This is a genomic window from Flavobacterium niveum (assembly GCF_055231775.1).
Window position 1 is genome coordinate 62,436 of sequence record NZ_JBUYSX010000003.1, and the last position, 17,530, is coordinate 79,965.

General features: G+C 46.9%; 11 protein-coding genes. 1 reads left to right on the forward strand and 10 read right to left on the reverse strand.

Going from position 1 to position 17,530, the window contains the following annotated elements; genetic code table 11:
* Positions 1-6 precede the first annotated feature (6 nt).
* The 5 genes from ACZIX4_RS08670 to ACZIX4_RS08690 form a co-directional block, all read right to left on the reverse strand.
* Complete coding sequence (locus ACZIX4_RS08670) at positions 7-1,047, reverse strand: glycoside hydrolase 5 family protein (protein WP_463335236.1); 1,041 nt, start codon at positions 1,045-1,047, stop codon at positions 7-9.
* Positions 1,048-1,064: 17 nt separating this feature from the next.
* Complete coding sequence (locus tag ACZIX4_RS08675) at positions 1,065-2,090, reverse strand: glycoside hydrolase family 43 protein (RefSeq protein WP_463335237.1); 1,026 nt, start codon at positions 2,088-2,090, stop codon at positions 1,065-1,067.
* A gap of 4 nt (positions 2,091-2,094) precedes the next feature.
* Positions 2,095-3,117: a glycoside hydrolase family 43 protein gene (locus tag ACZIX4_RS08680; RefSeq protein ID WP_463335238.1), complete on the reverse strand. Its 1,023-nt coding sequence runs from the start codon at positions 3,115-3,117 to the stop codon at positions 2,095-2,097.
* A gap of 75 nt (positions 3,118-3,192) precedes the next feature.
* Positions 3,193-4,719, reverse strand: coding sequence for a RagB/SusD family nutrient uptake outer membrane protein (locus ACZIX4_RS08685; protein ID WP_463335239.1), 1,527 nt, complete (start codon positions 4,717-4,719; stop codon positions 3,193-3,195).
* A 21-nt stretch (positions 4,720-4,740) separates the two neighbouring features.
* Positions 4,741-7,761 carry a SusC/RagA family TonB-linked outer membrane protein gene (locus ACZIX4_RS08690; protein WP_463335240.1) on the reverse strand — a complete coding sequence of 1,007 codons (3,021 nt, stop codon included), beginning with the start codon at positions 7,759-7,761 and terminating at the stop codon, positions 4,741-4,743.
* 370 nt (positions 7,762-8,131) lie between these two features.
* Between ACZIX4_RS08690 and ACZIX4_RS08695 the strand changes: the two genes are divergently transcribed.
* Entirely contained in the window at positions 8,132-12,082 is a 3,951-nt protein-coding gene (locus ACZIX4_RS08695) for a two-component regulator propeller domain-containing protein (RefSeq protein WP_463335241.1), read from the forward strand.
* A gap of 9 nt (positions 12,083-12,091) precedes the next feature.
* Here ACZIX4_RS08695 and ACZIX4_RS08700 read toward each other — a convergent pair whose 3' ends face one another.
* The 5 genes from ACZIX4_RS08700 to fucP all read right to left on the reverse strand — a co-directional run bounded on the left by ACZIX4_RS08700 (position 12,092) and on the right by fucP (position 17,519).
* Positions 12,092-12,871 carry an L-fucose dehydrogenase gene (locus ACZIX4_RS08700; protein ID WP_463335242.1) on the reverse strand — a complete coding sequence of 260 codons (780 nt, stop codon included), beginning with the start codon at positions 12,869-12,871 and terminating at the stop codon, positions 12,092-12,094.
* Positions 12,872-13,720, reverse strand: a complete 849-nt coding sequence (locus ACZIX4_RS08705) for a fumarylacetoacetate hydrolase family protein (protein WP_463335243.1) — start codon at positions 13,718-13,720, stop codon at positions 12,872-12,874.
* Positions 13,721-13,730: 10 nt separating this feature from the next.
* The gene (locus ACZIX4_RS08710; RefSeq protein ID WP_463335244.1) at positions 13,731-14,495 is read right to left on the reverse strand and encodes an SDR family NAD(P)-dependent oxidoreductase; all 765 of its coding nucleotides are present in this window, start codon (positions 14,493-14,495) and stop codon (positions 13,731-13,733) included.
* Between the two features lie 64 nt (positions 14,496-14,559).
* Positions 14,560-16,200, reverse strand: a complete 1,641-nt coding sequence (locus ACZIX4_RS08715) for a UxaA family hydrolase (protein WP_463335245.1) — start codon at positions 16,198-16,200, stop codon at positions 14,560-14,562.
* Between the two features lie 14 nt (positions 16,201-16,214).
* Positions 16,215-17,519, reverse strand: coding sequence for an L-fucose:H+ symporter permease (gene fucP, locus ACZIX4_RS08720; protein ID WP_463335246.1), 1,305 nt, complete (start codon positions 17,517-17,519; stop codon positions 16,215-16,217).
* Between the last annotated feature and the right edge of the window lie 11 nt (positions 17,520-17,530).

Below are 17,530 nucleotides of genomic sequence, written 5' to 3' on the forward strand. Positions count from 1 at the left end.
TGCTGCTTATTTTACGCCGTTCAGTTTCTTGATTACATTCACTTCATCCTGGCGGTAAGGCGTACCGTCTTTGCGGAAAATATCGTGGAACCAGATGTCCGGCTCAGCACCCGAAGTCATTGGGGTATCCCATGCGTAAATGGTGTTGGTTTTGCCGCTTACAAGCCCCCAGTTTATAGCGCCGATGTTCTCCTTTTTCATAAGGGCCATATGGTTGTAAAAACTGTTGTTTTTAGTACGTGCCATGTATTCGGTGCATATTATAGGCAGGTTGTGCGTTTTTAGTAGGTTGATAACACGCTGGTGGCCGTCAAAATCCTCATAGAAGTGGTAAGTGATTATATCTGAGTTCTGTGCCTGTAACGTATTCAGCTCCTGTAAATCCCATTTCCATAACCCGGCAGAAACGGGCTGGCTTGGGTTGGCTTCGCGTGCCCATTTAAAAACGTTTTTAAGCAGGGCAAGGCTCTTGTTACCCTTGTTGCTGTTGCCCGGCTCGTTGTATAAGTCCCAAAGCAATATCCTTTTATCAGTCCCAAAGGTTTTCAGTATGTCTTTTACGTATACTTCAAGGTCTTTGTCGTTGGCGTGGTCGGTATCAGGGTAACCCGGATCCTGCATCCACCCTGAGTTGTGTATGCCTGTTTTTGGTTCAGGTTGTTTGCCTGCGGCAGGGTTTGGGTTCCAGCAATCGTCAAAAAATACAAACATGGTTTGTATGCCGTGCTTATCGGCTATTGCCAGGTATTGGTCCATACGTTTTTTAAAACCTTTCGGGTCGGCCTTGTAGGCTACGCTGTGCAGGAACACGCGCATGGCGTTAAAGCCCGCGCTTTGTGCATACCCCAGTTCGCGGTCTATGGTTGTAGGGTCAAAGGTGCTTTCCTGCCACATTTCAAGCTGGTTTATGGCAGAACTCGGTATAAAGTTAGCCCCTGATATCCATTTGTGTTCGGCGTACCATTTATCGGCTTTCTCCTTCGTCCATTTTTGGGCAAACGCCGTTACACTTGTTATACAGGCCAGCAGTACGATAATTTTCTTCATAATGGTTTTTTAGAATTTTATTCAGATGGTATTTGTAAAGTTTCTTTGTTAGATGCCGGTGTGCCCAGGTTTGGTGTACCGTCGGCATTCCAGGTTATTTTTTGCATGCGTGGCGAACGTTTGTTGCCGCAGCCCTCGCCGGGGTTGTCGTTGGCATGGTACAGTATCCAGTCTTCTTTGCCGTCTGCCGACTTAAAGAATGAATTATGTCCCGGTGCGTACACGCTGTTTTTTTCGCTTTTAATAAAAATTGGCTCAGGGCTTTTCTTCCATGATTTCGGGTCCATAGGGTTGTTGCCGGTAAGGCGCAGCAGGCCAAGGCTGTAAAAATCAGTCCAGCACCCGCTTGACGAGTACACTATGAAAGCATCCTTTCCGTGCTGTAAAAACTGTGGCCCTTCGTTCACGCTTACGTGTGGCGGGTTTACCGCATCATCCAGGTCGCCCTGCCTTTCCCAGTTGTAGTTGGGTTCAGATAGCAGTACGCGGTTGCCGTCTACCGTCCAGGGGTTCAGCATTTTGGCAATGTAAATGTTCTGCTGGCCGTTAGTGTTTCCTTCCCAGCCGCTCCATATCATGTAGAGTTGGTTTTTATAGGTAAACACATCGCCGTCTATAGCCCAGCGGTCGGGCCCGGCAGCAATTTTGCCTTTAAACTCCCATGTGCCTTTAAACGGGTCTTCCGATGCGTTTTCCAGAACATACATGCGGTGGTGGTTGTTATCGCCGTCATCTGCGGCAAAATAAGCATACCACTTATTGTTGATGAAATGGAACTCAGGCGCCCATATTTCCTTAGAGTAAGCAGTACCGGCAGGGGGAGTCCATACAAGCTTGCTCTCGGCATTTTTAAGGTCGGCCAGGTTTTTGGTTTTCCAAAGCATCAGCTTATCGCCCAGCGTGTGAGTGTAGTAGTAATACCCGTTGTGGTACGTGCTGTACGGGTCTGCACCCGATGGCAGCAGCGGGTTGTTAAATGTCTTTTTTTGTGCAAACAAACTGAAGCAGGCAAAGAATGCCGGCAGCAATATCCTTCTTTTCATTGTATTATTTTTCAATTCCGAATTTCTTCACTAATGCATCATATTCCTCAGTGGAAATGGTTATCATGCAGCCATGCCTTACGTGCGGAGGCAGGCTGTATTTGTCCCAGTCGCTGTAAAATGTATAGCCCGATGCCTGGTACCACGGCCCGTTAAGGTTATCGGCAATGGATAACCCGTACGATACGCCCGGGTACTGCTCGTAGTACATATACCACGCCTTGCCGTTTGGCGAAGGCACAAGGCTAGGGGCTTCCCTGAAGTTAGGACTTATAGAATTACCCGGCAGTGAATATGGACCGGTAAGCGCCGGTGCCTTGGCTATGCGTATGGTTTTTCCGGTGGTCCAGTACAGGGTAGGGTAGCTTTCGTCTTTCAGTATGGCATAGTAGCTGTCGCCTACTTTGCGGATGCTTACGTCTATGGTACCGAAATCCCAGTCGAACAGTTTTTGTGGCGGCCCTTCAAATGTTTTCAGGTCGCTGCTCATTACGTAGAGTGTACGCTGGCTGGCCCAGTAGCGTTCGCCATCTTCCTTAGTGCCGTCCAGGTGGGGGGTGTGCCAGGTCATTATAAACTTGCCCGAAGGTGCATCATAATACAGTTTTGGCGCCCCTATGCGCTGCATGGCTTCGCTGTAACCGGGGGTGGACTTAAGGTTTGGTGTATAGGTGCTGTGCTTTTTCCATGTTATAAGGTCGGCAGATACCCAAATGTTTATATCGGGCGATGCATCGCTGGCATTACCTGCTATGTAGTATTTCCCGTCAGGGCCTTTGGCAATGTCCGGATGCCCGTGGTATTCCTCAAAAACACGCTTGCCGGCATTCAGCTTGTGCCAATGCAACCCGTCTGTACTTACCGAGTAGTACAGGCTGCCGTAGTCTTCATGCGTCATGTGTGCAAAAAGATAGGCTTGGTTTACGGGCTTTTCGCCCTTTTTTACCTGCCCGGCAGGATTCGGCTGTTGCGCTAAGGCAATACCGCATATAAACAGCGCCGTAGTTTTCAGCAGATTGTGTAACATAGCTGTGTTGTATTTATTACGAAAAATATCCTGAAGCGGCACTAACCCAAACCGCTCCAGGAAATATCAAATTAATTAGTAGCCTGTATTTTGTGTAAGGTTAGGGTTGTTCTGCACCTCGCTTAGCGGCAACGGCAGACGTACGCTTTTACCAACCACAAAGTTGTTAAAGTCCGGGTCGCGGGTAGCAATCTCGTCTACTTTAGCTTGTGTTTCAAGGTCACCCCAACGTTTCAGGTCCATCCAGCGTACGCTTTCACCGCACAGTTCCAGTACACGCTCTTTTTTAAGGCGGGCCAGGAATAGGTCGTGGCTGTTGCCTATTTCAGGGTGAGCTGCAGCCAGTGCAGGCATGTTGGCGCGTGCCCTTACCATATCTACATACTGGTAAGCCTGTGAAGTTTGCCCCAGTTCGTTAAGCGCTTCTGCATACATAAGCAGTATATCGGCATAGCGTATAAGCCTGTAGTTTACCTGGCTGTAGTAGTCTTCGTTAGTACGGTAATAATCCCTTTGGCCTTTACGGAAGAATGCTTCATCAGCATTCCACTCCCAATGCCTGTTATAAACAAGGTCACCAAAATCGGCTTCAATTTCGGCATAAAACAGGGTGTGGCGCAGGCGTTCGTCTATACCGCCGTTAAGGTTAGGTTCCTCTTTAAAAAGGTCTACTACCCAGCGGCGTGCCTGCCCGTCTGACCATCCAATGCCACGTGGTGCAAAAAACTGTGCCCTGTTGCTGGATACAGCTGCCGTAGCATCTTCGCCGGTACCGCCAAGTCGCTGGTTACCGAACTGTATTTCATAAACCGACTCAGCGTTGTTTTCGTTGGCATCGGTAAAGTTGTCTTTATAATTGCTTACAAGGCTGTAAGAAACGCCCTGCCCGCTTATAAGGTAGTCCATAGCTGTTTTTGCATCGCTCCAGCGGTGCTGCTGCATGTACAGTTTTGCAAGCAAACCTTTTACGGCGCCTTTTGTAGGCCTGCCCACGTTATTAGCATCCCACGATGCAGGGAGTGCATTGAAGGCTTCGTTAAGGTCGGTTTCCACCTGGGTGAAAACTTCGTCCCTTGTAGCCTGCATTGGCAGGTCGGTAGGTAGTGAAGGCGTTAATACCATAGGGATGTTTTCCCAAAGCTCTGCGGCATAAAAATAGTGCAGTGCCCTTAAAAATTTAGCTTCAGCCAGTATCGACTCTTTGCGTGTGGCATCGGTAAATTCTATGTTTGGTACATTGGCCAGTACCTGGTTGCATCGGAAAATGGCTTTGTAAGTATCCCTGTAGGTTACTACGTTACCTTCCCAAAAGTTAAAGTTTACGTAGTTAAAGCGTGTCCAGTCGGCAAGCTCTATCCACGGGCTTTTACTAAAACCTTCGTCTGATGTAAGGTCGAGCCTGAAGTATATCCACCTGGCCCAAAGCCCGTCTTTGTAAGACATGGCATAGATAGAGTTTACGCCTGCTTCGGCATCGCTTGGCGACAGCCAAAACTGCGATGTAGTAAGCGCGTTAGGGTTTTGCTGCTCAAGTTCGTCCTCGCATGAGCCAAGGAACAGCATGGCACCCAATAATGTACTGTATAATAATATTTTTTTCATTGTTGCAATTGTTTTTTCTGATTAGAAACCAAATTCAAGGCCTACTGAATAGGTACGCACGTTAGGGAATGAACCAAAGTCTACGCCTCTTTCAAATATGTTACCGTTAGTAAATTCCGGGTCAAGGCCTGAATATTTAGTTATGGTAATAATGTTTTGTGCCGAAACACTGAAACGTGCACGGTCAAAGCCTATTTTAGATACCCATGCTTTAGGGAATGTATAACCAAGCCCTACATATTTAAGCCTTGCAAAGCTTCCGTCTTCAAGGAAACGGTCAGTATCGCCACGGTTGGTCAGCGTTGTGCCCCTGTTTGCCCTTGGTGTTGTTGTGCTTGGGTTTTCAGGTGTCCATGGCTGCGTGCCTGCCAAATAGTTGTGCTGGCCATCTATCACTTCAAGTATGCTTCTCTGTGCACTGTAAACCGTAGCCCCGAATGAGCCTATCCAGTTCATAGAAAAATCAAAACCTTTGTAATCAAAACCGGCATTAAAGCCCATTTCAAATTTTGGCCATGGGCTGCCGTCCACAATTTTATCGGCATTTGTAATCTGGCCGTCGTCGTTAATGTCCTTATAACGTATATCACCCGGCACAGCGTCCGGCTGTATTACATCTCCCTGAGAGTTTACATGGTTGCTTATTTCTTCCTGGCTTTGGAAAATCCCGTCTGTTTGCAGTACATACCACATACCTACCGGCTGGCCGTCGCGGGTTACGGTATTACCGCTAAAGCTCTGGTTTTGGCCGTTACCTAACGATACAAGCTTGTTTTTAAGGGTTGTAAAGTTCACATTGGCATTCCAGTTAAAATCTTCACCTATTTTATCGTTGTAGGCTACGTTAAATTCAAAACCGGTGTTTTGTACCGTAGCAGCATTAGATATAGGGTTACCGCCGTCGTTACCGGTACTGTTTAGTATCGGAAAGCCGAAAAGTACGTCTTCAGTACGTGCTATAAAGTAATCGGCTGTTACGCTAAGCCTGTTGTTGTACATGGCCAAATCAGCACCAAAGTTGGTTTGCTTAAGTGTTTCCCACCTTAGGTTAGGGTTAGCAAGCTGTACCTGTATAGCCGATTGTTGCAGGGTTTGGCCGGTGCCAAATACTACAGCACCCTGTGTGTTTATGGTAGGTATGTAGGCATAATCGGCAATGTTACCGCTACCCAGTTCACCATAGCTTACACGAAGCTTAAGTTCATTAATATCTTTCGATTTGAAGAACGACTCGTTGTTTATCCTCCATCCGGCAGAAACCGATGGGAAGTTATTCCACCTGTTAGCCTCGCTGAATTTAGACGAACCGTCGCGGCGTATTACGGCGTTTAGCAGGTAGCGGTTGTCGTAGTTATATTCAATCCTTGCAAGGTAAGACAGTAATAGAGATTCTGTCCTGTAACCACCCACGGTAGGGGTATTACCAAGGTCCAGTACATCATAATATTCACCTGTAACAGGGTTTAGCACCAGGTTACGCTTGCCACCGTTTATTTGCTGGTACAGTGCTTTTTGGTATGTTGTACCGGCTACAGCAGTAAGAGAGTGTTTACCAAATTCTTTGCTAAAGTTAAGAGTATGTTCTAAAAGCGTATTATCATAACGCGCCCTGTTCTGGTTCATAAGTGCAGGGTCATACGCCTGGTTAAGTGTCCAGTTGCCTTCTTTGCGCAGGTATTTATAGTAATCAAAGCTGCCTTCATAGGCTGCATTGAAACGGTATTTAAGCCATTCCCATGGTTTTAGTTCTGCCCAAACGTTACCCCTGATACGGAAGTTTTCAACATTTTGGGTAATAAGGTCTGCAAATGCCACAGGGTTTGTACCGAAAGTTTCTGAACCGCCCTGCTGGCCATAGCCATAACCGCCTGGATGGCTGTCGTCATATACAGGTATGGTAGGCATCATCCTTATAGCGTCAAAAAACGGGTTACCGCTTGGCCATCCACCGGCAGTTTCATTAGCCTTTGAATTGCTCACGGCAAGGTTTTCACCTATGCTGAAAATACCTTTTTTTCCACTACTGTTTACACGGAACGAAACCCTGTCAAAATCAGTGTCTATAACTGTACCCTTGTTGCCAAAATAGTTGGCAGACATAAAGAAGTTAGAGTTTTCGCCACCGCCCGAAAAGCTTACGTTCTGGTCTTGTATCATACCGGTGCGGAAAGTTTCTTTCTGCCAGTCGGTATTTACATCCGGCAAATAATTTGGCCTTGCGTTACCGGCATTGTCGTATGCCATGTTGTTAAGGGTTATAAACTCATCCCTTCCGGCAAGGTCAAATGTTGGTACCGTGGTGATACTCATTTTAGTAGAGGCCTCTATTTTAAGCGGGCCGTTTTTACCCCTCTTTGTAGTGATGATGATAACACCGTTTGCCGCACGCGAACCGTAGATAGCTGCAGCCGCCGCATCTTTAAGTACCTGTATCGACTCGATGTCGTTAGGGTTAAAATCGCGGTTTGCGGTAGTAATGTTACCGTCTATTACATAAAGCGGGTTAGAGTTTTGCAGGTTTTTAAGTCCGCGTATCTCTATTTTGGCTTCCTGGCCCGGCTGGCCGCCGCCGCGTACGCTAACACCCGTAGCAAGGCCCTGAAGGCTTTCTGCTACTGTGGTGGTTTGCCTTTTTTGTATTTGGCTGGCGTCTACCACGGCTATAGCACTGGTAAGGTCCTTTTTCTTTTGTGTACCGTAACCTACCACTACCACTTCAGATAGTGTGGTTACATCTTCTTCCAGCTGTACATTAATGGTCGTTTGCATGTTTACAGGTACTTCCTGTGCTTTGTAGCCCACATAGCTAACTACCAATACGGCATCCTGTGCTGCTGCTATGGTATATTTACCATCTATGTCTGTAGATACGCCTGTGGCAGTACCTTTAACGACAACGTTTGCGAAAGCAGCCGGACTTCCGTCCTTAAGGGTTACCGTACCCGATACCTGCCCGCCCTGTGCAAACACATGCTGCACGAGGAGTAAGGCAAAAAACAGCAGGTACCTGGTGTTTAAAATTTGCTTTGTAATGTTTCTCATAGGGTTTGATTTAAGAAATCACGTTTTTAATTAAGGTTTGGTACAATTTGGTGAAACAGTTTGGTGTCTTATTCAGCTTGTTATCATAATATTATAGAAGTGTGCCATTTTGCGTTTTGCCGATTGAGCAAATTTGGTTTACGCTTTTTATGAATATCAAAAATAACCCACTAAAAAATTGCCAACTTTTCGTTTTCCAAAGTAGATTATTTTACGTGGAAGAATGTTGGCTAATCTATTTCATTTTTTGTTCAAAATGTGTCAATGTTAAATTAATCTGAAGCCCAAAACGCATTGTGAACAGTTTTGTAGAGAAATGATACGTATTGTATGGCTGCGAAAACGTTATAATGAATTATTTTTGTGCTATATGAAGAGCGGATTAAAGTACATAGCGTTGTGGCTTATTTTTACAGTATCATACGCGCAGAACATTTCGTTTAAACATTTACAGGTAGAAGACGGCCTTTCGCACAATTCTGTCATCTGCATGCTGCAGGACAGTAAGGGCTTTATGTGGTTTGGCACCAAAGACGGCCTTAACCGCTACGACGGCTATACCTTTAAAACCTTTCAGCATGTGCCGGGCGATACTTCGGGCATAGGCAGTAATTTTATACGGTGCCTGTACGAGTTTAAAGACTACCTGTGGGTGGGTACTGATACGGGGCTTTTCCGCTACGATGAAAAAACGGAATCCTTTACCCTTATAGAAGCCACGCGGAACCTGCCCATACTGGATGTAGAAAGCAACACCGACGGTAACCTGTGGTTTATTGCGGCAGGCAGCCTTTTTAAGCTGCCCGGTGGCAATGCCAAAACCCGCCCCGAAAAGTACGACCAGTTTTTTTCCACTTTTATAGCCCACAATACTAAGGGCGATGTATTTGTATCTTCGGCAGACGCACTCTATAAATATGTGCCCGATAATAACTCTTTTCAGGAAATGGATTTGGGAGTTAACCGTACCCTTACCATTACGGCCCTGGCCACAGACGGGAACAATAGTATACTTATAGGTACCAAAGACAACGGAGCATACCGCTATAATATAAAAAGCCATAACCTTGTACCATTACTTTCTCAATCAGAAAATCCACTTTTTGTACGTGATTTTCTTCCGAAAGGGAATAATGAGATATGGATGGGTACCGAATCGGGTGTGTTTGTGTACAATACACAGAAAAATACCTATACCAACTTCAAGAAAAACTATGCCGACCCGTATTCGCTTTCAGACAACGCTGTGTACTGCGTAGTGCTGGATAAAGAGGGCGGCGTATGGGCAGGTACTTACTTTGGTGGGGTAAATTACTACCCCAAACCGTTTACACCTATAGACCGTTATTTCCCTAAGGTGGGCGAAAACTCCATAAGTGGTAATGCCGTGCGCGAAATAGAAAAGGATAATTACGGCAACCTGTGGATAGGCACCGAAGATGCCGGGCTTAACAAACTGAACCTGAAAACGGGGAAGTTTACCAACTATGCCCCCGGTGCGGCTAAGGGCAACCTTTCGCATTACAACATACACGGCCTGCTGGCACGTGGCAACGAACTGTGGATAGGTACCTTTGAGCATGGGCTCGATGTAATGGACATCCCCACCGGAAAAATCATCCGCCATTACGGTACGGGTGAGGGTAAGGGTGGACTCCGCAGTGATTTCATTTTTTACATTTACCAGACCAAAGCGAAAGATGTTTACCTGCTTACCTCACGGGGCATCCATAAGTACCTGCCGCAAACCGATACATTTACCACAGTGCAGGGATTCCCTGAAAACTATCACTATACCTATTTCCTGGAAGACCACAACGGTACGCTGTGGGCTGGAACCTACTGGGATGGCCTATATTACTATAACCCCAAAACGCGTAAAAAAGGCTTTTACCGCTACGAACGCAATAATAAGAACAGTTTGAGTTGTAACGAAATAAACGGCATTTTTGAAGACAGTAAAAACAGGCTTTGGGTCACCACCGAAAATGGACTTAACCTGTTGGACCGTAACAAAAATACCTTCAGGCATTTTACACGTCAGAATGGCCTGCCTGCAAATGTTATTTATTCCATACTGGAAGACCGCCATCATAAGTTGTGGATAAGCAGCTCTAACGGCCTGCTGAAATTTGACCCTGAAAAGGAAGACCTTAAGGTATTTACCAAATCAAACGGGCTGCTGAGCGACCAGTTCAATTACTGTTCGGCATTTCAGGATGCTGACGGGCAAATGTATTTCGGTAGCGTTAAGGGGCTTATTAGCTTTAACCCCGGTACGTTTACCAAGAATATGTACAGCCCGCCGTTGTACATAACCGATATTTTTATCAATAATAAGGAGGTTCCGGTAGGGGGTGAGGATTCGCCGCTAAGCAAGTCGGTCATCTTTTCAGATGCCATAACGCTTACCAACAGCCAGTCGTCGTTCAGGCTGGAGTTTGCCTCACTGGGCTTTACTTCTACAGGCATGACGCAGTACTGGTACAAAATGGAGGGGCTGAATGATAACTGGATAGCCCTGGGCAAAAACCACGAAGTCAACTTTACTGAGCTACCCGCAGGCGACTATGTATTTAAAGTAAAGGCACTGAACAGTTTCGGGGTATGGAGCAAGGAATACGGTACACTGAATATTACTGTGATGCCGCCGTTCTATGCCAGCAAAATAGCATATTTTTTATATTTCGTAATGCTTGTAGCAATGGGGTATTTTGCCCTGAGGTATTACCACCGTTACACCCATGATAAGAACAACCAACGCATACAGCAGCTTGAAAACGAAAAGGAAAAGGAGATTTACCAAGCCAAAATCGAATTCTTTACTAACATAGCCCACGAAATACGTACGCCGCTTACGCTGATAAAAAGCCCGCTTGAAAAGCTGCTGAAGGAAAAATATAAATCGCCCGAGATACCAAGGAATCTTGGCATTATGGAAAAGAATACTTCGAGGTTGCTGAACCTGATTAACGAGCTGCTCGATTTCCGTAAGGCAGAAATGAAGCACATAAAACTGAGTTTTGTACAGGTAAACGTAGCCGAGGTTCTGGATGAAATGTACTTGCGTTTCAGCCAGGTAATCCAGGATAAGGGCTTACGTTTTGAAATGGTAAAGGACTCTGAGGATGTGTTTGCGTTTGTAGATGAGGAGGCCTTCCGCAAAGTATTGAGTAACCTGTTTAGCAATGCTGTAAAATATTCGCAAAAGGAAATAAAAGTAACCCTGCACGACGGTGACAATACGTTTATGGTAGAGGTGAAAAACGACGGCCCGCTTATCCCGGCTGAGCTACACAAAAAAATATTTGAGCCGTTTTTCAGGCTGCCCGGCGATTCTAAAAGCAACGGTACCGGTATTGGGCTTTCGCTGGCGCATTCGTTGGTGGAACTGCATAATGGTACCCTTGCCATAGACGAAACCGTAACCGATATGAATGCCTTTGTGCTTACCCTGCCACTGCACCAAAGCGAGGAATTTACCACGATAAAAGTACCGCGTACAGGCAAGGACGATGCTGTTACCGAGAAGTTTGGCAAAAAGGCTCCGGTAATACTGGTAGCTGAAGACAATAAGGAACTGGCTGATTTCCTGTTCTCTGAGTTGGCCGAAACCTATAATGTAATTCTTACGGGCAATGGCGACGAAGCCCTGAAAATGATAGCCAAGCACGATGTGCACCTGGTAATCAGTGATGTAATGATGCCGGTAAAAAACGGGATAGAGTTGTGCCGGGAAATTAAAAAGACGGAGAAAACAAGCCACATCCCGGTGATATTGCTTACCGCCAAAAGTGCACTGAATGCCCGTATTGAGGGGCTGGAATCAGGGGCGGATGCCTATATAACCAAGCCGTTTTCTATGGACCACGTGCTGGTACAGATATCAAACCTTATTGCCAACCGCAGGAATATTTTCGGGCATGTATCCAGTTCACCATTGGCACACCTGAAGTCGCTTGCCGAATCGGTGCCTGATAAAGGTTTCTTAGAGAAGCTGGATAAGGTGATTGAAGAAAATATGAAAGACCAGGAACTGAACGTAGATAAGCTGGCCGATTATATGAACATGAGCCGTTCTACGCTGTACCGAAACATCAGGGAGATTTCGCAGCTGTCGCCAAACGAACTCATTAACCAGAGCAGGCTGAAAAAGGCGGCCCAACTGATAAAGACTGCCAACCTGAAAATATATGAAGTAGCCGAAACTGTAGGCTATAAATCGCAGACCAGTTTCGGCCGTAACTTCCAGAAACATTTTGGTATGACCCCTTCAGAATTTGAACGGGGACATAAGAAGGAGGTTAAAAAAGAAGGGTAGGGCTGTACATTACAGCGCCCTGTCCAGGTGTACGTAACCACCGTCTACATGTATCAGTTGCCCCGTAGTATGCGACGACCTTTCCGATAGTAGGAATGTAACCATATTGGCCAGTTCCTCAGTGCGGGTCATGCGCTTTTCTAATGGGATATTTGCTGTTATTTTATCCAGTTTTTCCTGCGGGTTATCAAAGGTGCTTATCCAGCTTTCATACAATGGAGTCCACGCCTCTGCAACAATCACGGCATTTACGCGTATGCTGTAGGGAAGTAATTCTACCGCCCATTCTCGGGTGAGGGCATTACGCGCGCCATTAGCAGCGGCATACCCTGATGTGCCACCCTGCCCGGTTTCGGCTGTTTTACTACTGATGTTTACAATAGCGCCTTTGCTTTGCTTTAAGGCAGGCAGGGCATAGTGCGCCAGCAGGTAATAGTGTACCGTATTTTTGTGGTACGATGCTATAAAGCCTTCGTAGCTGCCGTTTTCCAAGCCCACACCGTCGTTAACCCCGGCATTGTTTACCAGTCCGTCTATCCTCCCGAATTGTTCTAATACCTGTGCTATGGCCTTTTTACAATTTTCGGGTTCGGTGAGCTCGGCAGTCACATAAAACGCCTTGCCGCCATTGGCAGTAATTTTCTCGGCACACTGCTTGTTGTGGTCTTCATCACGACCTATGATAACCGGTATGGCACCTTCGGCAGCCAGTGTTTTGGTAATAGCGGCGCCAATACCCCTGGCGCCACCACTTACTATAACTATTTTATCCTGTAGGTATAAATCCATTTATTCGTAGGCTTTTACGTTTTGCTTGCTGCTTCCCAGTCCGTCTATGCCCAGCTCTACCACATCGCCCGGCTTCAGGTACCAAGGCTCCGGCTTTTGGCCAAGTCCCACACCTGCAGGGGTACCGGTAGTAATGACATCACCCGGAAGCAACGTCATAAACTGGCTGATGTAGCTTACTATAAAAGGCACATCAAAAATCAGGTTAGATGTGTTGCCATCCTGCATTGTTTGTCCGTTTACGGTAAGCCACAGACGCAGGTTGTGCACATCTTTAATTTCATCCGGCGTAGCAATCCATGGGCCTATCGGGGCAAATGTATCGCAGCTTTTTCCCTTAACCCACTGCCCATTACGTTCTATCTGGAAAGCTCTTTCACTGTAGTCGTTATGCAGCACGTAGCCTGCAACGTGGTTCAGGGCATCAGCCTGCTCTACATAACTGGCCTTTTTACCGATAACAATGGCAAGTTCCACTTCCCAGTCGGTTTTCGTGCTGTTTTTCGGGATAACCAAATCATCGTTCGGCCCTACGATAGCAGACGTAGCCTTAAAGAAAAGTATAGGCTCGGCAGGGATAGGTGCGTTGGTTTCAGCAGCGTGGTCTTTGTAGTTAAGCCCTACGCAAATAATTTTAGATGGACGCGCCAGTGCAGCACCCAGCCTTACATCGGCAGGTACTTCCGTAAGGCCGCCTTTTTCCACTTCCTGTTTCAGGGTTTCAATGGCATCGCCTGCAAAAAATGCTTCGTTATAATCAGCCACCAGGTGCGATACATCGTAGCGTTTATCGTTTACAATCACTCCAGGGCGTTCGGCACCCGGTTCGCCAAATCGTATTAATTTCATAATGGTGTGTTTAGTTGTTTAATGTAATAAATCCGCCGTCTATAGGGTAATCTACACCCGTAATAAACGAAGCCTCGTCACTGCAAAGATACAGCGCAAGGGCGGCAATTTCATCAGGTTTTGCCATACGGCCTATAGGTTGGGTTTTCGAAAGCTTATCAAACATCTCCGGTATATTATCAGGGTAGTTCTTTTGCAGGAAGCCATCTACAAACGGCGTGTGCACCCTTGCAGGAGAAATAGAATTACAACGGATGTTTTCGCCTATATAATCCTTTGCCACGCTCAGGGTCATGGCTTTTACAGCGCCTTTGGCAGTGCTGTAGGCAAAACGGTCGGGCAGCCCCACATGCGCCGCAATAGATGCCATGTTGATGATAACGCCACCATTAGCCTTACGCAGTTGCGGTATCGCGGCATACAGGCAGTTGTACACGCCCTTCACATTGACACGCATAATACGATCGAAATCCTCTTCAGGTGTAGTATCGGCCTTACCGATGTGCGCTATACCTGCATTGTTTACCAGTATGTCCAGTGCGCCCACAGCTTCAAAAGCATTTATTACCGCTTCCTGGCTTGCTACATCGCAAACCTTTACAGCAGCCTTGCCACCGTTTTCAGCTATTTCTGCCAAAGTACCTGCAGCATTCTCTTCGCTTATTTCAAAGATAAACACTTCGGCACCCTGTTTGGCAAGCAGTACCGCAATAGCACGGCCTATACCGCTGCCGCCGCCGGTTACCACCGCCTTTTTATTATCCAATTTAAACATTTTATGTTAATTTGTTTATTCGTTAATTCGGTTATCCGATGTCAGGCAATCTGAAATCTAAAATTTATAAACTGACCCCGCGTTTCCATGGGATAAAATCATCCTGGTTCAGCTGTACCGCCTTAGGTATTTCTATGCCGCTGGCTACCTTAATGCAGTATTCCAGTATGTCTTCGCCCATTTCGGGTATGGTTTTTTCCCCGCTGATTACCGGGCCTGTATCAATATCAATAATATCGGCCATGCGTTGCGCCAAAGCGCTGTTGGTTGCCACCTTAATGGTAGGGCATACCGGGTTGCCCGTAGGCGTACCCAGCCCGGTGGTAAACAGTATCAGTGTAGCGCCCGCAGCGGCTTTACCTGTTGTGGCTTCCACGTCGTTACCGGGAGTACATACAAGGCTAAGCCCCGGCTTGGTAGCCGGCTCGGTATAATCAAGCACATCCACCACAGGTGCCGAACCCGCTTTTTTGGCAGCCCCGGCCGATTTAATGGCATCGGTAATAAGGCCATCCTTAATATTACCTGGCGAAGGGTTCATAAAGAAACCCGACCCGACTTTATGTGCCAATGCATCGTAAGTACTCATCAGGTGGATAAATTTCTCTGCGGTAGGGCGGTCTACAGAGCGGTCTATCATTTCCTGCTCTACGCCGCACAGTTCAGGGAACTCAGCCAATAGTACCTTAGCACCCAGACCTACAAGCAGGTCGGCACAATGCCCCACTGCCGGGTTTGCCGAAATACCGCTAAAGCCATCGCTACCGCCACATTTCACGCCAACGGTCAGTTTGCTTAACGGCGCTTCTTTACGTTCAAATTTATTGATTTCTATCAGCCCTTTAAAGGTGTCTTTAATGGCATTTTGTACCAGTTGTTCCTCACTAACCGATTTTTGCTGTTCAAAAACCAGCAGTGGCTTATCAAAACCGGGGTTAAGTTCATACAGGTCGCGTTTAAAATCGGCTACCTGTAAGTGTTGGCAGCCCAGGCTCAGTACGGTAACACCGGCTACATTCGGGTGGTTTGCATAAGCAATAAGCAATTTGCTCAGTATTTCAGAGTCCTGCCTTGTGCCGCCGCAGCCTCCCTGGTGGTTCAGGAATTTAATGCCGTCCACGTTTTTAAACACGCGGTTGGCCTTTGGCACAGGCGACAGGTTAAACCCTGCCTTGTCAATGTCCTCGCCATTGTTAAAAGCCTCTACCAGCTTGTGGGTGTACGATTTGTACTTATCATCTACCGCATACCCCAGTTCGGTATACAGCGATTCTTTAATAATATCAAGGTTACGGTTTTCGCAGAAAACGGTCGGGATAAACAGCCAGTAGTTGGCCGTGCCCACATCGCCGTTGCTGCGGTGGTAACCGTTAAAGGTGCGGTTAGCAAATTTGCTTACATCAGGCGCGTGCCACTCGTAATTGGTTTCGCGATACGCGTAGGGTTCGGCAGCGTGCTTGGTGTTATCGGTACTCATGCGTGCACCCGCAGGCACATCGTACTGCACCTTGCCTACAAGTACGCCGTACATGGTTATTTCATCACCGGTTTTCATGTCCTGCATAAAAAACTTGTGCTTGGCAGGGATTTCCTCGGTGGTGGTGTATGCCTGGTCTTCATACTGCACGGTAGTACCGGCAGGAATGTCCTGAAGGGCTACCAGCACGTTATCGGCGGCATTGATTTTTAAAACAACATTCTTCATAAAAGCGATATAGTCTAGTGTTCAGTCTCAGTTTTCAGTTTATCGGTATTTGGCATCCAGAATTTCCAGCCGTAGATAAATACCACGGTAAAGCACAGCAGCGGTACCAGGTAGCCGTATTGTATGTTTCCGGTAAGGTCAGATATATACCCCAGGCCAAGCGGCAGGAATGCACCGCCTACGATACTCATTACTATAAGCGATGAGCCGAGCTTGGTATCGTGGCCCAGGCCGCTGATGCCCAGTGAAAATATGGTAGGGAACATAACCGACATAAAAAATGCGATGCCAATAAGCGCGTATACGGTAAACATACCGCTGCCAAATATGGCTACAAGCGACAGCCCCATGCTGATAAGCCCATACAACATAAGCAGGCGGTTTGGTGCCACAAACTGCATAAAGAAGGTGCCTGCAAAACGCCCCAGCATAAAGGCCAGCCCTGCAAACCCTGCATACCACGTAGCTTCCGACTCGCTAATGCCTGCCGACATGGTGGCAAAGCGGATAAAGAAGCTTAGCACACATACTTGTGCGCCTACGTAGAAAAACTGCGCTACTATAGCCCAGCGCAGGTGGCTGTGTGTAAGGGCTTTTTTTATAGTTGATGGTTGCTCTTCGGTTTCTTCGTGTTTAATATCGGGTAGTTTTGTAGCCATAAAAAGTATGGCTATAATGCAGATGAGTATGCCCAGTACCATATAGGGGCCTTTTACTGTGGAGGCTTCCTGTACCAATAAGGCATGTTTTTCGGCAACGGGCATTGCGGCCAGTTGTGCTTCGGTGTAAGTGGTATCAGATAAGATGAACTTCCCGCCGATAACCGGTGCAAGGAATGCTGCAAGCCCGTTAAACGACTGCGAAAAGTTCAGCCTTTGTGTTGCCGTTTCGGGTGCGCCAAGAACTGTGACGTAGGGATTGGCAGCGGTTTCTAAAAAAGCCAGTCCGCAGGCTATGACAAACAGTGCTCCAAGGAAAAATATGTATTGTTGTGTATTTGCCGCCGGGATAAACAGGAACGAACCTGCTGCAAACAGCCCTAACCCCAGGATGATACCGTTCTTGTAGCCATATTTCCGCATGAAATAGCCCGCAGGCAATGCCATGACGAAGTAGGCTATGAATACCGAAAAATCGACAAAGGCGGTTTCAAGGTCGTTCAGCGTGAAAACTTTTTTCAGGTGGGGGATAAGGATGGGATCCAGGTTGTGGATAAACCCCCAGAAAAAGAACAGGCTGGTAACCAGTATAAGGGGGAACAAATATTTTTTGCTGTTGCCCTGCGTTTCCGTCAGGGTTACTTTAGATGTTTGCTGCATCAGCTGCTGTA